The organism is Sphingomonas sp. HDW15A, assembly GCF_011301715.1.
Classification (GTDB): Bacteria; Pseudomonadota; Alphaproteobacteria; order Sphingomonadales; family Sphingomonadaceae; genus Sphingomicrobium.
Genome location: NZ_CP049870.1, coordinates 1,934,467 through 1,955,033, shown reverse-complemented (window position 1 = coordinate 1,955,033; position 20,567 = coordinate 1,934,467). Strand labels below are relative to the sequence as shown.

The following is a 20,567-nucleotide window of genomic DNA, read 5'->3' as shown; positions in this document are numbered from 1 at the left end:
CGGCGTTGACAATTCAGGAGAGAGTAATGGCGCGAGTGGCAATCGTAACCGGTGGAACGCGGGGGATCGGAGAAGCGATCAGCGTCGCGCTCAAGGACATGGGCATGAAGGTCGCGGCGAATTACGCCGGCAATGATGAGCGCGCGCGCGAATTCACCGAGCGGACCGGAATTCCCGCCTATAAGTGGGACGTTGCGGATTATGATGCCTGCCAGGCGGGCGTCGCCAAGGTCGCCGCCGATCTCGGGCCGGTCGACGTGCTGGTCAACAACGCCGGGATCACGCGCGACTCGACAATGAAACGGCAGACTCATCAACAGTGGCAAGAAGTGATCGACACGAACCTGGGCGGTTGCTTTAACATGGCGAAGGCCGTCTTCGACGGAATGAGCGAGCGGGGATTCGGGCGGATCGTCAATATCGGCTCGATCAACGGTCAGGCCGGTCAGTACGGGCAGGTCAATTACGCGGCCGCCAAGTCCGGGATTCACGGTTTCACGAAGGCGCTTGCCCAGGAAGGCGCGCGCAACAACGTGACCGTAAATGCCATCGCGCCCGGGTACATCGACACCGACATGGTTGCAGCGGTGCCTGAGGACGTGCTCGCCAAGATCGTTGCGAAAATACCCGTGCGCCGGCTTGGCAAGGCGGAAGAAATTGCGCGCGGCGTGGCATTCCTGGTCGACGACAATGCCGGTTTCATCACCGGCTCGACATTGTCGATCAACGGCGGCCAGCACATGTATTGATGGCCTACGGACGGCCTACGAAGCGCTCGATCACCATTGCCGGGCACGAGACCTCTATCAGCCTAGAGCCGATTTTCTGGAGCGCGCTGGAGAAGGCGGCGGCCGAGCGAGGCGTACCGCTTAATGCACTTGTCGCCGAAGTGGATGTTGAGCGGATGGAACGTGCAAGTCCGCCCAACCTGACTTCCGCGCTTCGCCAGTGGCTATGGATTGAAGCGGCGGCGGATCGCGGCGGCGAATGATTCGCCTTTATCGGGCGCGTACTGAAGCCATAGTGACGGCTCTATCAGCTCCAGCTCCATGATCTTGAGTCCGCCATCATTGCCGCGAACGAGGTCAACGCGCGCGTAGGCCGGTTCGCCCGGCGCAGCAGCGAGAGCTGCTCTCGCTATCGCAATTGCGCCCTCCGGCGCCTGGCACGGTTCTTCGCGGCCACCAAGATGCGGCTGCACGCGATAATCGCCGGCCTTGGGGCGCTTCACCACGGCGTGGCTGAACGCGCCGTCGAACAGTATGAGCGAATATTCGCCTTCCTCCGTGACCGAAGACAGGAACGGCTGAACGATCATCGGTCTTCCCAAGGTGTCGGCGGGAAGCGCTTCGCTGGCGCGCAGCCGGTACGTCCCGGTCGCGGATGCGGAGACCGGAGGCTTGACGACAACGTCCCCACCCCATCGGTCGCTTGCATCGGCCAGCGCGGCCTCATCCATGGAAGTGATAAGGCGAGAGGGAATGGTCGGCACACCGTTTGCGCCGAGCTCTTCAAGATAGCGTTTGTCGCTGTTCCAGCGCAGGAGAGGCACCGGATTGACCACATTCGCGCCCGCCGCCTCGAGCTTGTCGAGCAATGTATGCCAGCGCTGCGGATCGTCGTGATATCCCCACGCAACCAGAGGCAGGATGATGTCCCGATGCCCAAGCTCGCCCGGCTCGGTCCAGGGGCGTGGCTCGACGGTAAAGCCGCCGGACTGCAGCGCCGCCGCTTCGACGTCATAGGCCCAGTCCCACGCTTCTCCGTAATTGGGCGCCGGGACGAAGACGATTGCCTTTGCGATGTCAGTCAAACGGATCCTCTGGCGCTACTGCGGCCTCACCGACCCAGCAGGATTCGCGCTTGGTTGGCGATTTGCGCGAGCATCGGCGCGGTGGCGGCGCCAGAGCTTCGCGCTGCGTTCACCATCGCCCGAAATTGCTCGATGCGCGCCTTGTGCCGTTCGATCCACTTGGCAACCGCGGCAGTGGGGTCGTCCTCCCGAGATCTGGCGAGGAAGTCGATGCGCAGTTGCTCGAAATCGCGCTCCAGCCCTGCAACCAGCAGGCGTTCCCACTGATCAACCGGTGAGAAGCGCCTCACTTCCTGCTGCGCCCAGTCGAGGCCGAGCGCATCGCCGAGTTGCGTATAGGCCTTGGTGACCGCGAGCGGGTCGAGCGAGCGTTCGGCCGAGAGCGCCGCGACACCGAAGACGCCGTCGAGCTCGAACAGCCGGACCAGCGCGTCGACGATCTTCTGGTTCACTCCCATGCCCGTCAGGGCTGACCGTCGGACCTCCGCTTCGTTCCTGATTTCGGTAAGGATTAGCTTGGTTGCGGCGGCGGAGACTTCCTTCACCGACGGCGTGACGAGATCGACTAGCTCGCTGACCGTGGTGTCGCCGCCAGTTGAGCGGAGCAGGTCGGACACATGGCTCCGGACCGAGCGCGCAGCGATCTGGAATAGTTCGATACGAACGGATTCCGGCATTTCCGCTTGTTCGATCATCGACCACAGTTTGCCGAGGCCCAGTAGCTGCTCGGCAGCGAGGAACGCGATCGCCACCTGACCGAGCGAAACGCCCTCCTCTTCGGTGAGGCTCAGCGGGATGCTGGGTCCAAGGCGGTTGACGATCCGGTTCGCGACCTTTGTCGCCAGGATCTCGTGACGCAGACGATGCTGGCGGATGGCATCGGCGTGAGCCTTTACCATCGGCTTCGGGAAGGCCGCGAACAGTTGCGGTTCGAGCAGTGGATCGTCGGCAAGCTTCAGCCGCTCGATTGCATCCTGAAGCGCCATTTTCGACATCGACAGCACGACAGCGAGCTCGGGACGCGAAAGGCCTCGGTTTTCTGCCGCGCGGCGCAGGAGGATATCGCTCCCGCCAAGGCCTTCGACCCGTCGGTCGAGACGTCCGCTGCTCTCAAGCAACTCGATCGTCCGGACGTGTTCGGGAAGGCTCGTGGCTCCGCCCGCTTCGGCAATCGAAAGTGCAAGGCTCTGAAGGCGATTGTCCTCGAGAACGAGCTCGCTCACCTCGTCCGTCATCGCGGCGAGAAGCTTGTTACGCTTCCCTTCGTCCAGCCGTCCCTCGCGCATTTCGCGGTTCAGCGGAATCTTGATGTTGACCTCATTGTCGGAGCAATCGACGCCTGCAGAATTGTCGATGAAGTCGGTATTGATTCGTCCGCCGCCTTGCGCGAACTCGATGCGTGCGGCTTGGGTAATGGCCAAGTTTGCGCCTTCGCCGATGACCTTGGCACGGACTTCGGTCGCATCGACGCGAAGGCCATCATTGGCCGGATCGCCGACCATCGCGTGCGTCTGCGTGGTCGCCTTGATGTAGGTACCGATCCCGCCGAACCAGACCAGATCTACCGGGCTCTTGAGGATGTCGCTGATGAGCGTAGTCGGGTCGGTCTCCAGCTCGGTCAGGCCCAATGCTTCCGCAGCCTCGCGAGACAGCTTGATCGATTTCTGGCTGCGCGGAACGATCATCCCGCCCTTCGACAGGAGCGATCGATCGTAATCGTCCCAACTGGAGCGTGGGAGTTCGAACATTCGCTGACGTTCTGCCCAGCTTGTCGCCGGATTAGGCTCCGGGTCGAAGAAGATGTGGCGGTGGTCGAAGGCGGCGACCAGCTTGATAGCTTGGCTCAGCAACATGCCGTTCCCGAACACATCGCCGGACATGTCGCCGCAGCCGACCACTCGAACCGGCTGGGACTGCACGTCCACGCCCATTTCGAGGAAGTGACGCTGGACCGAAATCCATGCGCCTTTTGCGGTAATCCCCATCGCCTTGTGGTCGTAGCCGTTCGAACCGCCGGAAGCGAAAGCGTCGCCCAGCCAAAAGCCGCGCTCGATCGCCAGGGCGTTGGCCACGTCAGAGAAGGTGGCCGTTCCCTTGTCCGCGGCAACGACGAAATAGGGATCGTCACTGTCGTGGCGGACGACCCGCGCCGGATGGGTCACCTTGTCGTCGACGATATTGTCAGTGATCGACAGTAGCGAGCGGATGAATATGCGATAGCTTTCCGTCCCTTCCGCAAGCCACGCCTCGCGGTCGGTCGCCGAGTTCGGCAGCTGCTTGGGATAGAAGCCGCCCTTGGCGCCGGTCGGAACGATGACCGCGTTCTTGACGAGCTGGGCCTTCATCAGGCCGAGAATCTCGGTTCGGAAGTCGTCGCGCCGGTCCGACCAGCGGAGCCCGCCGCGGGCGACCGGGCCGCCGCGCAAGTGAATGCCTTCGACGCGCGGGCTGTAAACCCAGATTTCCCTCCACGGCAGAGGCGCAGGAAGCGACGGCACACGCTTGGATTCGATTTTGAACGCAAGCGCCTCGCCCTCGCGCGGGGCGAAAGCATTGGTGCGCAGGATGGCTTCGACAACCGAGCGCATGAGACGCAAGATACGGTCGTCGTCGATTCCGCGGACCTCGCGAAGAGCGTCTGCGAATGCTTCGGCCGACGCCGCCATCGCCGCCTTGCGATCTCCCTTGAGATCAGGATCGTGCGCGTCGCAGAACGAGCGGACTAGGGCCTGTGTCGTCTTCGGCGAGCGGCCAAGCGCATCGACCACTGTTGCGATGGAATAGGCCACGCCGGTTTGCCGCAGGTAGCGGAACCAGGCGCGAAGCCAAACGGCCGACCGCGGCGTCAGGCCGGCAAGAATGATGAGCTTGTTGAAGTCGTCGTTCTCGGACTCTCCGCGAAGCACGGATCCGATAGCGCCCTCGATGAGAGCGCATCTCTCGAAAAGGTCGTTGACGGCTGCAACATCGTCCATCGAGAGCAGGAATTCGTGGATGTTGGCGGCCATGCCTTCAAGCTTGGTCGGCGTTTCCTTGATGACGGTGAAACCGAAATTCTCGAGGACCGGAACGACGTCCGAAAGCGGAACTAGACCGCCACGGGTGTAGAGTTTCAGGCGCAAGTTCTGCGGCGGGTCATTGGGAAGTCGGTACAGCCGGATCGAACGCTCATGTTCGTGGACCAAACCTTCCAGCCGGATGAGATCCTGGGCGCTATCGGCCGTCGGATAGCGGCCGCGATAAGCCTCGGGCAGGCTGTCGCCATACGTCAGCACCAGGCGCCTGGCGGATGTCGCGCCAACCTGGCCGGCAAGATCCTCTTCCACCGCGGGCAGATAGCCGCGGACCATTTCGTTGAGTTTGGCGGTCAGCGCCCTTGAATTCGGCAGCGGCGCCTTTGCATCGATGGAATAAGTGTAGCGCAACAGGGCCAGATCCCCGTCGCCAAGATCGACGGCCCAGGCTCGCTGCGGCCCGCCTGCGGCTTCCCCGATCATTTCTCCGATCGCCAAACGCCGGCTGGTCGTCAGTTGGTCACGCGGTAGCCACACGAAAGCGAACAGATGACCTTTGAGGATTGAGCGAACAAGCACGATCATCGGTTGTGGCCGGTCGGCAAGCGTCATCGCCGCTGTCACGAGCCGCTCGACGCAATCGGTATTCAGATTTAGAATCAAATCGTGCGGAAGGGCGTTAAGGGCGTGGCGTAGTGCCTTCCCGCTGTGCCCGGAGGGATGATAGCCGAATCTCTGGTCGAGCTCCTCCAGTATAGACCGAAGCACCGGGACTTCCTCGACCGGAGCACCGAGTGCTTCGCTGGTCCATAGTCCGACGTGAACGCCGACCGCGGTAATCTTTCCGTTCTCGCGAATGGGTACGGCTACCAAGTCGAGCGGAACGCGGCGGTGAATGGAGGACTTGCGGTCCCCCTTCGCCATCAAGGGAACTCGGCCGCCGCGTTCGAAATAGCGGATCGCCTCGTCCACGCCGCCTTCGTCCGTCGGCTCGCCGGGGAAACGGAAAATGCCCAAGCCGTTCGATCCTTCGACCCCGGGGCGTTCGACTTCGTAGCCGAGTAGAGTCATCGCGCCATCGGCGAACCAATTCAGAAGTGCGGCGCCATTCGGATCCGCCAGCTCTGCGTCGGCTCGCATCTGGGCCTGCATCGACCGCCAGTCGGTGACTGCAGCGCGAACGTCGGCGAGCACTGCCGCCAATTCGCTTCGAAGCTGGTTGCGCTCCTTGGCGTCGGCGCGGTCCAATTCGATGTAGATGATCGATTCAGGTTCGCCGGACCCGAGTGCGACGAGGGTCCCCTTGGCATCCCGCTCAACCTTCACGACGGGGTGCAGCAGGCGGTGAATGACCAGCCCGCGCGCAGCGATGGCGTTCGCCACCGAATCGACTAGGAAGGGCATATCATCATTGACGATAGCCAGGCGCATTCTGCGATGGCTGGCCTCTCCGCCGCTCGATGTCAGCTGCATGGAAATCTGGCCGGGCTTGCGGCTTGCGATGACGCTGGAAACGAGGGCAGCAGCCTCATCCCGTTCCTGCCCGGCGAAGCCGTCGAGCTCGCCCGGAAGAGCATTGGTGAGAAGCGCGTCCTTGATTTTGCCGAAGATCGGCCTGTTCACGCCCGAGGAGGCCGTCATCTCTTGCACCGTGGTTTCAGGGGTCATTGGCGGCGGCCTATAGACCCCAGTCCAACGCTGGGACAAGGCTTGCTCGAAGCCAGTTTGGCGGCCTGGCGCGTACAAGCCTCAACTCGCTCCCAGTCGAGCCGGCGAATCACGGAGAACAAGCCTGGCGCGAGATCGATAGCGAGCGAGAAAGGCGTGCTCCCTGGCTAATCCGCTTTCTATTTGGCGGCACGCCGAATGGCGCGATCGATTATCTTCGAATCTTCAACCAGCGCGATGGGTTCGTAACCCGTGCCCCCGCCGATCACCCGGCGCGACAGCACGAGTACGAACTCGTCATCTCCAAGAATTGCCTTCATTTCCAGCGCTTCGCGACGACGGAGTTCAGCCCGCGCTTTCTCGACACGGTCATCCGGCCTGCGGTCCGGGCGCCGCGCCTGGCGCTCGGCGGCGACCAAGGCCTTAAGACCGCCGGACTGGCCTTCGACGTAGGCCTGGAATTCGCCGAAATCCACCTGGTTGCGTTCGGCGTTGCTCAGCGCTGCGGCGAACTCTGTCAACCGCGCCTTGTCGTAATCTATGCCAAACACGAGCTTCACAACCGGGGTCATCGGCGCCCGGGCCTGCGCCTTCACCCCCGCGTCCGCGAGTATCTCGGCGTAGTCGTCAGGAACGCGTTTTGCGGCAACCGCGAAGTCGTAAGCCATAGCAAGCGCGCGATAGAGCGCGACACGGCTGCGGCCGTCGGCCGCCTTGCAGATTTCTGCGCTCTCGCGGGCGGCCCAAAGCCTGTCGGCAAGGCCGGCGTCCTCGTCGACGATTATCGCAACGTCGTCGTCCTCGACTGCCGGTTCCAGCTCCGGCTCCGCTTCGGCCTCCGCCAGAGGACCGTCGTCCCAGGCGATATGCGATTCCGGTGACAGGGTTTCGATCGCTGCGGACAAGGGCTCCTCAGCCGCGATCGGTGCGCCGATGTCCTTCCAGTTGATGACACCGTAGATGAAGTCGATGGTGTCGCCATCGCTGCTGAACGGCATCAGGATTCCGCGATAGCAGATGGAATGCCCGCGCTGGTTCACGAACTCGGCCTCGAAGCCGATCGGCGCGCGATTGGCGATGATCTGCAGGTAGTGGTCGGTGAGGCGCGATAGCAGCGACCGGCTGGGCACCTGCTCTATCTGGGTGACGTTCTCGCCCAAGCCGCATTCTTCGCGGATCGCGGTTCCGATGTAGGGAGTCGACGGATTGTCGCGACCCGCGGTGAAATCGAGAAGCACGCTATGTGGGGCAAAATCGGTGATGTTTGCGGGATCGAGGTCCTCGATTGAAGGGTAATCGCGGCCGTCGAGCAACGAGACCCAGTAATTGTAGGCGCGGACATGCATCCGCCGTTCGTCGGTGCCGATTGCGGCGCCTACGCTCTCGTCCGCCCAGGTCTCGGCGTCGTCGTCATACTCACTCCGAAAGCCCGAGAGACCATCCATTGGCTTCCCAATCCCCCACATCTCACACCGGCCGGATACTGCCCGCTCGTGATTACCAAAGCGTTAAGCATATTTGTTCTCTTGGAATGGCTTGCCGCCGGTCCGGCGCGCTGATAGGAGCGCCCCCGCTTGCCGCCGCAAGGCCACGGGCACGCCGCTTTAGCTCAGCTGGTAGAGCACATCATTCGTAATGATGGGGTCGTGGGTTCGAGTCCCCAAGCGGCACCACCTGGAAAAATCCCTGTCAGTCGCCGCCTTTGCGCGCCTCGCGATTCTTGGACCACATCGCCCCGATGATGATGAGGAACGCAAGCAGCCGGATCAGGTAGAGCGAGCTTCGTTCCTCGACAGGCACATTGGTGACCGAAAGTAGCGCCTGGTTGATTCCGAGAAGGAGGAAGGCCGCGGAGAAGGCGAGGAAAAAGCTATCCCGGGTCCGCTTCCAATATTTCAGGAAAAGCAACGCCGCGACCGCGAATCCCATGGAGATCGCACCGCCGAGAAAATCGTCGATCATCATTCCTGCTCCTGCGCCCAGAGGAAGCCGAAGATCAACACCGAAACCGCCGCCAGCGAGCACCACAAGCGGGCAGGCCGAAGGTCGATGTCCGGAAGAAGGATCATGTCGAAAACGACCAGCAGGTTCGCGAGTGCGAGCAGCGTAAAGCACATCGCGCTCCAGAACAGCAGCGGCATTCGGCCGCGCAAGTAACCTCGACCGAGTAGCAGGGCGCAGACGAAACTCGCCAGGAAGCAAAGGAGGTAAACCAGGGTCGGGAAGATTTCGGACATTGGCTAGTCCTTCCGCAGTCTGAATGCGTCCGCGAACGCAGTTGCCCCGGGCAGCGACCGCGAAACGATCAGTCGGCGGACCATGTCGGGGCTTCGCCGGTAAAGATCGAGGACAGCATGGAGAAGCTGCTCCGAATCACGGTCGAGGGAATGAAGAGCGACGCGGTCGTAGTCGTCCGTAATGACGAGTCCAGCCGCAACCAGCGAGCCGACGCTTTGACGAATTACGAGGTCACTCGCCCTCAATATTTCGATAAGCTCCGGACGGCTGAATTCGCGGTCCGGCTCGCGGTGCAGGATCAACAGGAGCTCCAACGCCCAGACCGAGCGGAACGCGCTCCCAATGAATTCTCGAACAGCGGTATCGGTAGGCATGCAATCTGCAACGATGACGATGGGGGCACGAGATCACCGTTGTGAAAAGTTGCTCGGTATGACGCAACCCCCTGTGGCAAATGCGCCAGTAACCATCAAAATGTTGCCGTTCATGGAACTTCCCCAGCGCACAGCGAATTAGCAACGCGGGGAGGGTTGCATCTGTTGCCTGTCCCTCTGGTGGGTGAGAGGTGCGCATGAACAAGGAATCTTCCCGCTCCGAATTCGGCGTCTCGCGGCGACAGCTTGTTTCGGCATTGCGAAGGCTTCGGCGGGGCGACTTTACGGTCCGGCTCCCTGAGGACGGCGAAGACGAGGACAGCGAGATTGCCGCGCTGTTCAACGAGGTCGTGAGCCTCAACCAGGACATCACCGATGAATTCGAACGCCTTTCCAAGGTGGTCGGTAAGGAAGGCAAGATCGGCCATCGGGTGAAGGTGCGTGGGGCAACGGGTGGATGGGACAGCAAGCTCCGCGCGGTCAATGAGCTCATAGACGACATGGTTCAGCCGATCACCGAGGTCGCCCGGGTCATCGGCTCGGTCGCCAAGGGCGATCTTTCGCAAACGATGGCGGTCGAGATCGAGGGGCGCGCCTTGAAGGGCGAGTTCCTGCGCATTGGCAAGGTCGTCAACACGATGGTCGAGCAGCTCAGCTCCTTCGCCTCGGAGGTGACTCGCGTCGCCCGCGAAGTCGGCACCGAAGGCAAGCTGGGCGGTCAGGCGCGCGTGCGCGGGGTTGCCGGCACGTGGAAGGACCTCACCGACAACGTCAACCTGATGGCCGCCAACCTTACCGGCCAGGTCCGTAACATTGCCGAGGTTACCACGGCGGTCGCGTCCGGCGACCTCTCCAAGAAGATCACGGTCGACGTGAAGGGTGAAATCCTGGAGCTGAAAAACACGATCAACACGATGGTTGATCAGCTTAATTCCTTCGCGTCAGAGGTCACAAGGGTTGCACGTGAGGTCGGCACCGAGGGCAAGCTTGGCGGGCAGGCGCGCGTCGAAGGCGTGGCCGGAACCTGGCGCGGGCTTACCGAAAACGTGAACTCGATGGCTGCGAACCTTACTGGCCAGGTCCGCAACATCGCAGAGGTTACGACGGCGGTGGCATCGGGAGATCTTTCCAAAAAAATCACCGTCGACGTGAAAGGTGAGATTCTCGAGCTCAAAAACACCATCAACACGATGGTCGATCAGCTCAACGGTTTCGCGTCTGAAGTGACCCGCGTTGCTCGCGAGGTCGGCACCGAAGGAAAGCTCGGCGGGCAGGCCCAGGTTCCGGGCGTGGCCGGCACGTGGAAGGACTTGACCGATAACGTCAACCTGATGGCCGACAACCTTACCGGCCAGGTCCGGAACATCGCAGAGGTGACCACCGCCGTCGCTTCGGGCGATTTGTCCAAGAAGATCACCGTCGAGGTGAAGGGCGAAATCCTCGAGCTCAAGAACACCATCAACGTCATGGTCGACCAGCTCAATGGCTTCGCTTCGGAAGTGACCCGCGTTGCGCGCGAGGTCGGCACGGAAGGCAAGCTCGGCGGGCAGGCGCAAGTGCCCGGCGTCGCCGGGACCTGGGCCGACCTTACCGACAACGTCAACCTGATGGCGGCCAATCTCACCGGCCAGGTCCGCAACATCGCCGAAGTGACGACCGCGGTTGCGCGCGGCGACTTGTCCAAGAAGATCACTGTCGAGGTGAAAGGCGAAATCCTTGAGCTCAAGGACACCATCAACGTCATGGTGGACCAGCTCAATTCCTTCGCGTCCGAAGTGACTCGCGTTGCGCGCGAGGTCGGCACGGAAGGCCGGCTCGGCGGGCAGGCCCAGGTCGAAGGCGTCGGCGGCACCTGGAAGGATTTGACGGACAACGTGAACGCCATGGCCGGCAACCTCACCGGTCAGGTCCGCAACATCGCCGAGGTGACGACCGCCGTGGCACGTGGGGACCTTTCGAAGAAGATCACCGTCGACGTGAAGGGCGAGATCCTCGAGCTCAAAAACACCATCAACACGATGGTCGATCAGTTGAACTCCTTCGCGTCCGAGGTGACTCGCGTTGCCCGCGAGGTCGGCACGGAAGGCCGGCTCGGCGGACAGGCGCAGGTCGAAGGCGTTGGCGGAACCTGGAAGGACCTCACCGAAAATGTGAACGCCATGGCCGCGAACCTGACCGGCCAGGTGCGCAACATCGCGGAGGTGACCACCGCCGTCGCGCTCGGTGACTTGTCGAAGAAAATCACTGTCGATGTGAAGGGCGAAATCCTCGAGCTCAAGAACACCATCAATACCATGGTCGACCAGCTCAACGGCTTTGCATCCGAAGTGACCCGCGTAGCCCGCGAGGTCGGTACGGAAGGAAAGCTGGGCGGCCAGGCGCAGGTGCGCGGAGTCGCCGGGACGTGGAAGGACCTGACCGACAACGTCAACCTGATGGCCGACAACCTCACCGGACAAGTCCGCAACATTGCCGACGTGACGACCGCCGTCGCCCGGGGCGACCTGTCGAAGAAAATCACCGTCGACGTGAAGGGTGAGATACTCGCCCTCAAGAACACCATCAATACCATGGTCGATCAGCTCAATGGTTTCGCTTCGGAGGTGACCCGCGTTGCGCGCGAGGTCGGCACCGAAGGGAAATTGGGCGGTCAGGCGCACGTCCCGGGGGTCGCAGGCACTTGGAAAGACCTTACCGATAACGTCAACTTCATGGCCACGAACTTAACCAACCAGGTTCGCGGTATTGCCGATGTCGTGACTGCCGTGGCGCAGGGCAATCTCAAGCGCAAGCTGACCTTCGACGCCAAGGGCGAAATCGCGGCGCTCGCCGAAACCATCAACGGAATGATCGAAACACTGTCGACGTTCGGCGACCAGGTGACGAACATGGCCCGTGAGGTCGGCGTCGAAGGACGCCTTGGCGGCCAGGCCCGCGTGCCTGGCGCGGCCGGGCTGTGGCGCGACCTCACCGACAACGTCAACCAGCTCGCGGCCAACCTGACCAACCAAGTGCGGTCAATTGCGGAAGTCGCGACCGCGGTCACCAAGGGCGACCTTACCCGCTCGATTGCCGTCGAGGCATCGGGCGAAATGGCGGCGCTCAAGGACATCATCAACGAGATGATCCTCAACCTGAAGGAGCAGACCCTCAAGAACGCGGAGCAGGACTGGCTCAAGACCAACCTCGCGCGCTTCAGCCGGATGCTTCAGGGCGAGCGCGACCTCGCGACGATTTCCAGCCTGATCATGTCCGAGCTGGCGCCGCTGGTAAATGCGCAATACGGCGTCTTCTACGTCGCAGACCAGGACGAGGAAGGCACCAAGCTCGAGCTGGTTGCTAGTTACGGCGCTGAAAACCGCAAGGCGCTGAAAGATCGATTCCGCTTGAACGAAGGGCTGATCGGCCAGGCCGCCGCCGACAAGCGGGCCGTGCGGCTCGCGCAAGTTCCGGGCGATTTCATCCGAATCGGCTCGGGACTTGGAAGCGCGGCTCCAGCCAACATCAATATCTTGCCGGCCTTGTTCGAAGACGAGGTCAAGGCGGTCATCGAACTCGCGTCGTTCGAGGAGTTCAACGAAACCCATCACAGCTTCCTCAACCAGCTGATGGAAACAGTCGGCATCGTTCTCAACACGATCGCCGCGACGATGCGGACCGAGGAGTTGCTCAAGGAATCGCAGCTTCTCACCCAGGAGCTTCAGGCCCGCCAGACTGAACTCAACACCAAGCACGAAGAGCTCCACGCGACTAACGAGGAGCTTCAGGAGAAGGCCCAGCTCCTTGAGAATGAGAAACGCCAGGTCGAGGCGAAGAATTTTGAAATCGAGATGGCCAGGCGCGCGGTCGAGGAAAAGGCCGAGCAGCTTTCGTTGACCTCCAAATACAAGTCCGAGTTCCTTGCCAATATGAGCCACGAGCTTCGCACGCCGCTCAACTCGCTGCTCATCCTGTCGAAGCTCCTCGCCGACAACCAGCAGGGCAACCTCAACGAGAAGCAGACCGAGTTCGCGCGGACGATCCATTCCGCCGGTACGGACCTCCTCAACCTCATTAACGACATCCTCGATCTCTCGAAGATCGAGTCGGGAACGGTGTCGATCGACATCGGGGACATGCCGCTCGCCGGCCTTCGCCAGCATATCGAGCGGACCTTTAGCCAAGTCGCGACCGAGAAGGGCCTCGCCTTCGACGTCGAATTCGCCGAGGAACTCCCGTCTTCGATCCGGACCGACGAAAAGCGTTTGCAACAGGTCGTTCTCAATCTGTTGTCCAACGCCTTCAAGTTCACTTCCGAAGGAAGCGTCAGCGTACTCGTCAGGCCGGTGACGGGCGGATGGAGCGCCAATCATCCGGTCCTTCGCGAAGCGGACACGGCCATCGAGATTGCCGTCACAGACACCGGGATCGGCATCTCTCCGGACAAGCAGAAACTCATCTTCGAGGCGTTCCAGCAGGCGGACGGCACGACCAGCCGGAAATATGGCGGGACCGGTCTCGGCCTTTCGATCAGCCGCGAAATTGCCCGGCTGCTTGGCGGCGAACTACAGGTGCGCAGCGTGCCGGGACAAGGATCCACCTTCACCTTGTTCGTTCCCCTCAAGGCCAGCGTGTCCGCGACTACGATGCCGCTCGACGACGCGTCAGGTGGCGGTGCGGCGGTTCCCTCCGTTAGCTACGCCCCTGCCGACGACCGCGCGGATTTGAACGGGGATCCGTTCGTGCTCATCGTCGAGGACGACCCTACCTTCGCCACGATCCTGCTCGACCTCGCTCACCAGCAGGGCCTAAAAGGTGTCATATCCTCGGCGGGTTCGGGAACGGTGGCGATGGTTCGCAAAATGCGGCCGACGGCGATCACCCTCGACCTTGGCCTCAGCGACATCGACGGTTTCGTGCTGCTCGACCTCCTTCGTCACGACGAAGAGACGGCGGACATACCGGTCCATGTCATTTCGGGGGCCGAGCAGGCAGGGCACGCCCTGACCATCGGCGCCGCGAGCGTCATCGAGAAACCGGCGACGGATGACAGGTTGAGCGCCTTGTTCACGTCGATCAAGGAAGGCGCGCCGGGCAACTCGCGGCGCAAGCCGGTTTTGCGCCGCCGCAATCCAGCATCGCGGCGCGGACCGATCGCGGAACTGGCCGGAAGCCGAATCCTCATCATCGACGACGACATTCGCAATATCTACTCGCTGACCAGCGTGCTTGAGGCTCATGACGTCAAGGTCCTCCACGCGGAGCGCGGCGCCGAAGGAATCTCAATCCTGGAGACGGCGCCCGACGTCGACCTTGCCCTGGTCGATATCATGATGCCGGAGATGGACGGTTATGAGACGATGCGCCGGATCCGCTCGAAGCCGGACATTGCCTCGGTGCCGCTTATCGCCGTCACCGCCAAAGCGATGAAGGGCGATCGCCAAAAATGCCTCGACGCGGGCGCATCGGATTACATCGCCAAGCCCGTCGATATCGACCTCCTGCTGGCGCTCATGCGCGTGTGGATCGGCCGTATCCGCGCAACGAAGACTGCGCGCCGTTCGCGCAAGTCTTCGAAAGCCGCCTGATCGATGGCGAAGCGCAACGGATTGAAGGCCGTGGCGGACGATACGAGTGCTGCCCGGGCACGAATTCTGCTTGTCGACGACGATGAGCGAAATCTCCTCGCCCTTTCAGAGGTGCTCAGCGGCCTTGCCGATATCGTCACCGCGTCGTCAGGCCGTGAAGCCTTGCGGCAACTCCTGGAAGGCGAGTTCGCGGTCATTTTACTCGATGTCTTTATGCCGGGGATGGACGGCTACGAGACGGCGCAGCTCATCCGAGAGCGGCAACAGACCGCCAGGATTCCGATTATCTTCCTGTCGGCGGTCAACAAGGAGACCGAGCACCTGATGCGGGGCTATGCGATGGGTGCGGTGGACTACGTCTTCAAGCCGGTCGACGCCGTCATCTTGCAGTCGAAGGTGAAGGTCTTCGTCGACCTCTACGAGATGCGGGTCGAGATCGAGAACAAGCGCCGGCGGGAGCAGTCTCTGGTCGACGCCCATCTGCGTGCGCGGGCCGAGAAGATCACCGTCGAGCGCGAGCTTCGCCTCGCCGAGCAGCGGCAGGCCGCGATCATCGAATCCCTACCGATTGTCCTCTATCTCGAACCACTTCGGATGGAGCGGCGGCGGCCCTCGTTCGTCAGCGAAAACCTGTCGCGTGTAACCGGCTACAGTTTCGCCGACGTTGAGGCTGAAGATGACTTTTGGGAAAGCCGGATACATCCCGACGACCGCGAGCGCGTGCTCGCCAATCTCAATGACCGGGTCGAAGGTGGCGGCTGGTCCATCCACTATCGCTGGCGATGCGCCGAAGGGCATTATCTGCACCTTCATGATCAGGCCGTTCTCCTTCGCGGAAGGAACGGGGAGCCAGTCGAATTTGCCGGCTCGTTCTTCGATATCAGCGATCGCCGGGAACTCGAGAACCAGCTTCTCCAGGCCCAGAAGATGGACGCCATCGGACAGCTCACCGGCGGGGTCGCTCACGACTTCAACAACCTCTTGGCATCCATGCTCGGCGGCCTTCACCTTCTCCAGCGCCGCCTGGACCTTGGCGAACGGGACAAGGTTATTGTCGACCAGATGCGGCATGCCGCGGAACAGGGTGCCGAACTCGTGCGGCGAATGATGGCATTCGCACGAAAACAGGACCTGACTCCCGCCAGCGTCGACCCGACTCACTTGTGCGATTCCGTGCGTGGGCTGGTTTCGCCGACGCTGGGCGGGCGGGTGAAGGTCGATTGGCATTGTCAGAAGCTGACGCGCTATCCCTTCGTCGATAAATCTCAGCTCGAATTGGCGTTGGTCAACCTGATCATCAACGCGCGCGACGCGATGCCAGACGGCGGAACGGTGAGTGTCGAGATCGCCGAACTTCATCCAGTCCAGGGTAGCGAGCCGATGATTCGGATCGAGGTGAAGGATGAAGGGCAGGGCATACCGCTGGAGATTATCGACCGTGTCACCGAGCCCTTCTTCACGACGAAAGAGGCAGGGAAAGGGACGGGTCTAGGCCTATCGATGGTGGCAGGATTCGTTCAACAGTCTGGTGGCCGCTTTACTGTCAACAGCAAGCCGGGACTGGGGACATCGATCGAGATCCTCCTGCCGTCGACCGGAGAAGCCCCGGTCCAGGCACCAGCCACAATCCAAGTCGCATCCAGCATCGGCGATCTTCGCATTCTGCTTGTCGATGATGACGAGGCGGTCCGAACCGTCATCGGCGAACAGCTCAGGGACCTTGGGGCGAATGTGGAAATCGCGGGGAGCGGCGAGACCGCATTGGAGCTTGCAAGGGCGGCAGGGGACAAGCCGCACGTCATATTGTCCGATTATGCGATGCCCGGAATGAATGGTCTCGAGACCATTCGCGCGGTTCGCACCGTACTGCCGGCGATTAGGGCGGTGTTAATGACCGGATATGCGGATGACGATGCGCTCGATGCTCACGACCAGCATACAGCGCTTGTGCGCAAGCCGATCGCCCTCAACGAACTCGTCGCGGTACTTGGCGGTCGGCCGGATGAGCCCGGAAGTTCCGTGGATTCGACTGAACCCGTGCTGCGCAGGCAATCCGGGGAGGCATGACCGCCATTCCAGTTCCCAGTAAGGAATTGACCTGATATTCTCGGTCCGGCTCACTCTCTAACGTCTGCCACGGTTTCAGGACGGGCGCGCCGGACAGCCGGGATCACGGTGGGCAGCGAAGGGGAGTTGGCATGACTAAGGGCTTCATGGGCGACCGCGAGAAGGCTCTCGAGGAAAGCTATTTCCGTCAGCAGGATGCCAAGCTTCTCGACAAGCTTCGTCATGGCGCATCGCTCGACGAAATAGCTATTGCACTGCGCGACAAGCTACAGGTCGACAATCCGGAGCTGCTGGCAAGCGCTCGTGAATCCGGGGTCACGGCGGAAACCGCTCCGGCCTTCCTGCTTGCACCTCTCGTCCAGGTCGCGTGGGCAGAGGGAAAAGTCGGAAAGCACGAGCGTGAAGCCGTGCTTCGCCTAGCGCATGACCGGGGTGTCGCCAGCGGGACCCCGGCGCACGACCAGCTCCTTTCGTGGCTGGAGCAGAGGCCGTCCGACACCCTCTTCGACACGGCCTTGGACGTAATAAAGGCGGGCTTCGATGTCTTGCCCCATGTGGAGCGGGAAGAGCGGATCGAGCGGATTGTTCACGCCTGCCACGAAGTGGCGGCGGGCTCTGGAAGCGAGATCGCCAGGTTACTCGGTCTCGGCGATGGCGTCTCCGGGTCGGAGGAAACCGTCATGGGGACGATTGAAGCAAGGCTTCGGGGCCGCGCCGGCTAGCTCGCGTCCAGGCCCGCTTCCCGGAAAATCCCGACCGCCTGTGCAACCAACTCAGCCGAGGGCGGCTCCGTTGCCGCCAGGTGGTAGTCCAGCCCGAGCTTTTCCCATTTGAATCTGCCCAATTGGTGGAAAGGCAAAATCTCAGCCCGATTCACGACCCCCAGCGATGCCCCGAAGTCGGCGACCTTCCGCATTTCTTCGGGAATATCGGTAAGCCCGGGAACAAGCACATAGCGAAGCCACATCGGCCGACTCAGCCGCGCCAGACGCTTGCAGAATTCGATCACCTCTTCGTTGTGCAAACCTGTGACCCGGCGATGCTGGTCGATCGTGAATGCCTTCATGTCGAGAATGACGAGGTCGATCGACCGTAGTTCTTCATCGGAGAGCCGGTCGCCGAAATAGCCGTTCGTCTCGATCGCAGTGTGAACGCCCATGTCCTTGACGGCCGCGAACAGGCGGGCGGCAAACCGGTCCTGCATCAACGGTTCACCACCCGAGAGTGTGAAACCGCCGCGCATTGCCCGCAAGCCGTTGGCATATTTCTGCACTTCTTCGATCGCCCTCTCGAGTGCGACCGGGATGCCATTGCTCAGGGTCCAGGTATCGGGGTTGTGGCAATACTGGCATCGAAACATGCAGGCCGTCGTCCAGGCCACCAGCCGTATGCCGGGACCGTCGACCGCGGACCCTGTCGTGAAGCTGTGCAGGAAGCCCATGTCGCCGGACCTAAGGGCCGAGCGAACGTCCGTCTCGGGAACGTGCTCGCCAAGTTGCACGCGCATTTCGAACGGCGAGCTCGCCTCGAGCGGGACGCCCTGGGCGCTGGGATGTTCGGTCACTTCACTCACCGTGGAATGTCCTGTTGATGACGTCCATCTGCTGCTCGCGCGTCAGGCGGACGAAGTTGACCGCGTAACCGGAAACACGGATCGTCAGGCTCGGATACTTCTCCGGATGATCCATCGCGTCCATCAGCGTCTCGCGGTTCAGGACGTTGATGTTCATGTGATAGCCGGTCGTGCCGAAGAAGCGGTCGAGGATAGCGGTAAGGTTCTCGATTCGATCTTCCGGCGTCCGGCCGAGGCCTGTCGGCACCAGGCTCGTCGTTAGCGAAATGCCGTCCTGCGCGTCGCGGTAAGGAATCTTCGCAACCGAGGCCGCCGATGCCTGGATTCCGTGACTGTCCCTGCCATGCATGGGATTGGCGCCCGGCGCGAATGGCTCTCCCTGCCGACGGCCATCGGGCGTGTTGCCGGTCGCCTTGCCGTATACGACGTTCGAAGTGATCGTAAGCACCGACTGGGTGTGGAGCGCGTTGCGATATGTCGGATACTTCCGCAGTTTCGCCATGAACGTGCTGACCAGCCAAGCGGCGAAATAGTCCACCCGGTTGTCGTTGTTGCCGAACAGCGGGAAGCTGCCTTCGGTCTCGTAATCGGTGATAAGCCCGGTCTCGTCCCGTTTCACCTTTACCTTGGCATATTTGATCGCGGAAAGGCTGTCGGCGACAACCGACATTCCGGCTATTCCGAACGCCATGGTTCGAAGCGGCGCATAGTCGTGAAGCGCCATCTCGATCCGCTCGTAAGCGTATTTGTCGTGCATGTAGTGGATGACGTTCATCGCGGAGACGTAGGTCTTCGCCAGCCAGTCCATCGTCCGTTCGAAGCGCTCGACGACGTCGTCGAATTCCAGATAATCGCCTTTGACCGGCTCGGTAGCCGGGGCGACCTGTTTTCCGGAGATCTCGTCGCGTCCGCCGTTGATGGCGTAAAGCAGGCACTTTGCCAAATTGGCCCGGGCGCCGAAGAATTGCATCTGTTTGCCCATCGCCATGGGCGAGACGCAGCAGGCGATGGCGCCGTCGTCGCCCCATGCCTGGCGCATGATCTCGTCATTCTCGAACTGGATCGAACTGGTGTCGATCGCCACTTTCGCTGCGAAGCGGCGGAAGCCCTCCGGCAGTTCGGGCGAATACCAGATGGTCAGGTTCGGTTCGGGCGCCGGACCCAGATTGTAAAGCGTCTGCAAGAAGCGGAAGCTTGTCTTGGTGACCAGCGGCCTTCCGTCATCGCCCATCCCGCCGATCGATTCCGTGACCCACGTCGGGTCCCCGGCGAACAGGTCATCATATTCCGGGGTACGCAGGAAGCGGACGATCCGAAGCTTGATGACGAAATCGTCGACGATCTCCTGCGCCTCTTCCTCGGTAAGCAGGCCGGCCTCGATGTCCCGTTCGAAATAGATGTCGAGGAAAGTGGATACACGACCCAGCGACATGGCTGCGCCATTCTGCTCCTTCACGCTCGCGAGGTAGCCGAAGTAGAGCCACTGCACGGCTTCCCTCGCGCTCTCGGCAGGCCGGGAAATGTCGAACCCGTATTTCGCCGCCATTACCTTCAGCTCGTCAAGCGCGCGAAGTTGCTCCGACAATTCCTCGCGGTCGCGGATGATGTCGTCGGTCGACCACTCGAGATCGAGCGCGAGTTTCTCTTTCTGCTTCTGCTCGATCAGCCGGTCGACGCCGTAAAGCGCCACCCGCCGATAGTCGCCGATGATCCGTCCGCGGCCGTAGGCGTCGGGAAGTCCGGTAAGGACGTGGCTGCTGCGGCACTTGCGGACGTCATGCGTGTAGGCGTCGAAGACGCCCGCATTGTGGGTTTTGCGATATTTCGTGAAAGTCTCGATCACATTCGGGTCGGGAGTATAGCCGAACGCTTCAAGCCCGTTTGTGACCATCTTCAGCCCGCCGTTGGGCATGATCGCGCGTTTCAGTGGCGCATCGGTCTGAAGTCCGACGATGATTTCACGGTCCTTGTCGATGTACCCGGCATCATGGGCGGTGATCGAACTTGGGATCTGCGAGACGTCGAGAACGCCTTTCTTGCGCTCCTCGACAAACAGGTCGGTCAGTTTTTTCCAGATGCCGAGGGTGCGTTTGGTCGGCCCGGCAAGAAAGCCGTCGTCGCCGTGATAGGGCGTGTAGTTCTGCTTGATGAAATAACGGACGTTGACTTCCTTAATCCATAATCCTGGCACGAAGGGACGGCGCGACTTTCCCTTTTCTTTCGATTTGGGCTCGAGCACGGTCGTGGACATTG

Annotated in this window: 13 protein-coding genes and 1 tRNA gene; 6 read left to right on the top strand and 8 right to left on the bottom strand. The window is 61.6% G+C overall.

Annotation, left to right across the window (positions count from 1 at the left end; genetic code table 11):
• The first annotated feature begins 26 nt into the window (after positions 1-26).
• The gene (phbB, locus tag G7076_RS10250; protein ID WP_166202568.1) at positions 27-749 is read left to right on the top strand and encodes an acetoacetyl-CoA reductase; all 723 of its coding nucleotides are present in this window, start codon (positions 27-29) and stop codon (positions 747-749) included.
• Complete coding sequence (locus G7076_RS10245; protein ID WP_166203575.1) at positions 749-991, top strand: ribbon-helix-helix domain-containing protein; 243 nt, start codon at positions 749-751, stop codon at positions 989-991. The genes phbB and G7076_RS10245 overlap by 1 nt, the downstream gene beginning before the upstream one ends.
• On the opposite strand, the gene G7076_RS10240 is transcribed toward G7076_RS10245, so the two are convergent.
• The 3 genes from G7076_RS10240 to G7076_RS10230 form a co-directional block, all read right to left on the bottom strand.
• A complete protein-coding gene (locus G7076_RS10240) occupies positions 953-1,813 on the bottom strand; it encodes a hypothetical protein (protein WP_166202566.1) in 861 nt (286 codons plus the stop codon). The two genes, G7076_RS10245 and G7076_RS10240, sit on opposite strands and share 39 nt — an antisense overlap.
• Before the next feature lie 26 nt (positions 1,814-1,839).
• The gene (locus G7076_RS10235) at positions 1,840-6,495 is read right to left on the bottom strand and encodes an NAD-glutamate dehydrogenase domain-containing protein (RefSeq protein WP_166202564.1); all 4,656 of its coding nucleotides are present in this window, start codon (positions 6,493-6,495) and stop codon (positions 1,840-1,842) included.
• Positions 6,496-6,674: 179 nt separating this feature from the next.
• Positions 6,675-7,940 (bottom strand): hypothetical protein, encoded by a 1,266-nt coding sequence (locus G7076_RS10230; RefSeq protein ID WP_166202562.1) that lies wholly within the window; start codon positions 7,938-7,940, stop codon positions 6,675-6,677.
• Positions 7,941-8,093: 153 nt separating this feature from the next.
• Here G7076_RS10230 and G7076_RS10225 point away from each other — a divergent pair.
• Positions 8,094-8,168, top strand: a tRNA-Thr gene (locus tag G7076_RS10225).
• Positions 8,169-8,184: 16 nt separating this feature from the next.
• On the opposite strand, the gene G7076_RS10220 is transcribed toward G7076_RS10225, so the two are convergent.
• The 3 genes from G7076_RS10220 to G7076_RS10210 are packed head-to-tail and all read right to left on the bottom strand — an operon-like array spanning position 8,185 to position 9,107.
• Positions 8,185-8,460, bottom strand: a complete 276-nt coding sequence (locus tag G7076_RS10220; RefSeq protein ID WP_206367530.1) for a DUF5985 family protein — start codon at positions 8,458-8,460, stop codon at positions 8,185-8,187.
• Positions 8,457-8,732 (bottom strand): DUF5985 family protein, encoded by a 276-nt coding sequence (locus tag G7076_RS10215; protein ID WP_166202560.1) that lies wholly within the window; start codon positions 8,730-8,732, stop codon positions 8,457-8,459. The genes G7076_RS10220 and G7076_RS10215 overlap by 4 nt, the downstream gene beginning before the upstream one ends.
• A 3-nt stretch (positions 8,733-8,735) precedes the next feature.
• A complete protein-coding gene (locus G7076_RS10210; RefSeq protein WP_166202558.1) occupies positions 8,736-9,107 on the bottom strand; it encodes a hypothetical protein in 372 nt (123 codons plus the stop codon).
• Positions 9,108-9,304: 197 nt separating this feature from the next.
• Here G7076_RS10210 and G7076_RS10205 point away from each other — a divergent pair, with 197 nt between their 5' ends.
• The 3 genes from G7076_RS10205 to G7076_RS10195 all read left to right on the top strand — a co-directional run bounded on the left by G7076_RS10205 (position 9,305) and on the right by G7076_RS10195 (position 17,463).
• A complete protein-coding gene (locus G7076_RS10205; protein ID WP_166202556.1) occupies positions 9,305-14,674 on the top strand; it encodes a HAMP domain-containing protein in 5,370 nt (1,789 codons plus the stop codon).
• 3 nt (positions 14,675-14,677) lie between these two features.
• On the top strand, positions 14,678-16,741 hold the full coding sequence (locus G7076_RS10200; protein WP_166202554.1) for a response regulator: 2,064 nt from the start codon (positions 14,678-14,680) through the stop codon (positions 16,739-16,741).
• Between the two features lie 131 nt (positions 16,742-16,872).
• Positions 16,873-17,463 carry a hypothetical protein gene (locus G7076_RS10195; protein WP_166202552.1) on the top strand — a complete coding sequence of 197 codons (591 nt, stop codon included), beginning with the start codon at positions 16,873-16,875 and terminating at the stop codon, positions 17,461-17,463.
• On the opposite strand, the gene pflA is transcribed toward G7076_RS10195, so the two are convergent.
• Together pflA and pflB are read right to left on the bottom strand one after the other, a co-directional pair.
• Positions 17,460-18,314 carry a pyruvate formate-lyase-activating protein gene (gene pflA, locus G7076_RS10190; protein ID WP_166202550.1) on the bottom strand — a complete coding sequence of 285 codons (855 nt, stop codon included), beginning with the start codon at positions 18,312-18,314 and terminating at the stop codon, positions 17,460-17,462. The two genes, G7076_RS10195 and pflA, sit on opposite strands and share 4 nt — an antisense overlap.
• Positions 18,307-20,565 carry a formate C-acetyltransferase gene (gene pflB, locus G7076_RS10185; RefSeq protein WP_166202548.1) on the bottom strand — a complete coding sequence of 753 codons (2,259 nt, stop codon included), beginning with the start codon at positions 20,563-20,565 and terminating at the stop codon, positions 18,307-18,309. The genes pflA and pflB overlap by 8 nt, the downstream gene beginning before the upstream one ends.
• Positions 20,566-20,567 lie beyond the last annotated feature (2 nt).

Coding starts and splice junctions, on each gene's coding strand:
- pflB (WP_166202548.1), bottom strand. CDS start 20,565: ATGTCCACGACCGTGCTCGAGCCCAAATCGAAAGAAAAGGGAAAGTCG.
- G7076_RS10220 (WP_206367530.1), bottom strand. CDS start 8,460: ATGATGATCGACGATTTTCTCGGCGGTGCGATCTCCATGGGATTCGCG.
- phbB (WP_166202568.1), top strand. CDS start 27: ATGGCGCGAGTGGCAATCGTAACCGGTGGAACGCGGGGGATCGGAGAA.
- G7076_RS10230 (WP_166202562.1), bottom strand. CDS start 7,940: ATGGATGGTCTCTCGGGCTTTCGGAGTGAGTATGACGACGACGCCGAG.
- G7076_RS10200 (WP_166202554.1), top strand. CDS start 14,678: ATGGCGAAGCGCAACGGATTGAAGGCCGTGGCGGACGATACGAGTGCT.
- G7076_RS10195 (WP_166202552.1), top strand. CDS start 16,873: ATGACTAAGGGCTTCATGGGCGACCGCGAGAAGGCTCTCGAGGAAAGC.
- G7076_RS10235 (WP_166202564.1), bottom strand. CDS start 6,495: ATGACCCCTGAAACCACGGTGCAAGAGATGACGGCCTCCTCGGGCGTG.
- G7076_RS10205 (WP_166202556.1), top strand. CDS start 9,305: ATGAACAAGGAATCTTCCCGCTCCGAATTCGGCGTCTCGCGGCGACAG.
- G7076_RS10210 (WP_166202558.1), bottom strand. CDS start 9,107: ATGCCTACCGATACCGCTGTTCGAGAATTCATTGGGAGCGCGTTCCGC.
- G7076_RS10215 (WP_166202560.1), bottom strand. CDS start 8,732: ATGTCCGAAATCTTCCCGACCCTGGTTTACCTCCTTTGCTTCCTGGCG.
- G7076_RS10245 (WP_166203575.1), top strand. CDS start 749: ATGGCCTACGGACGGCCTACGAAGCGCTCGATCACCATTGCCGGGCAC.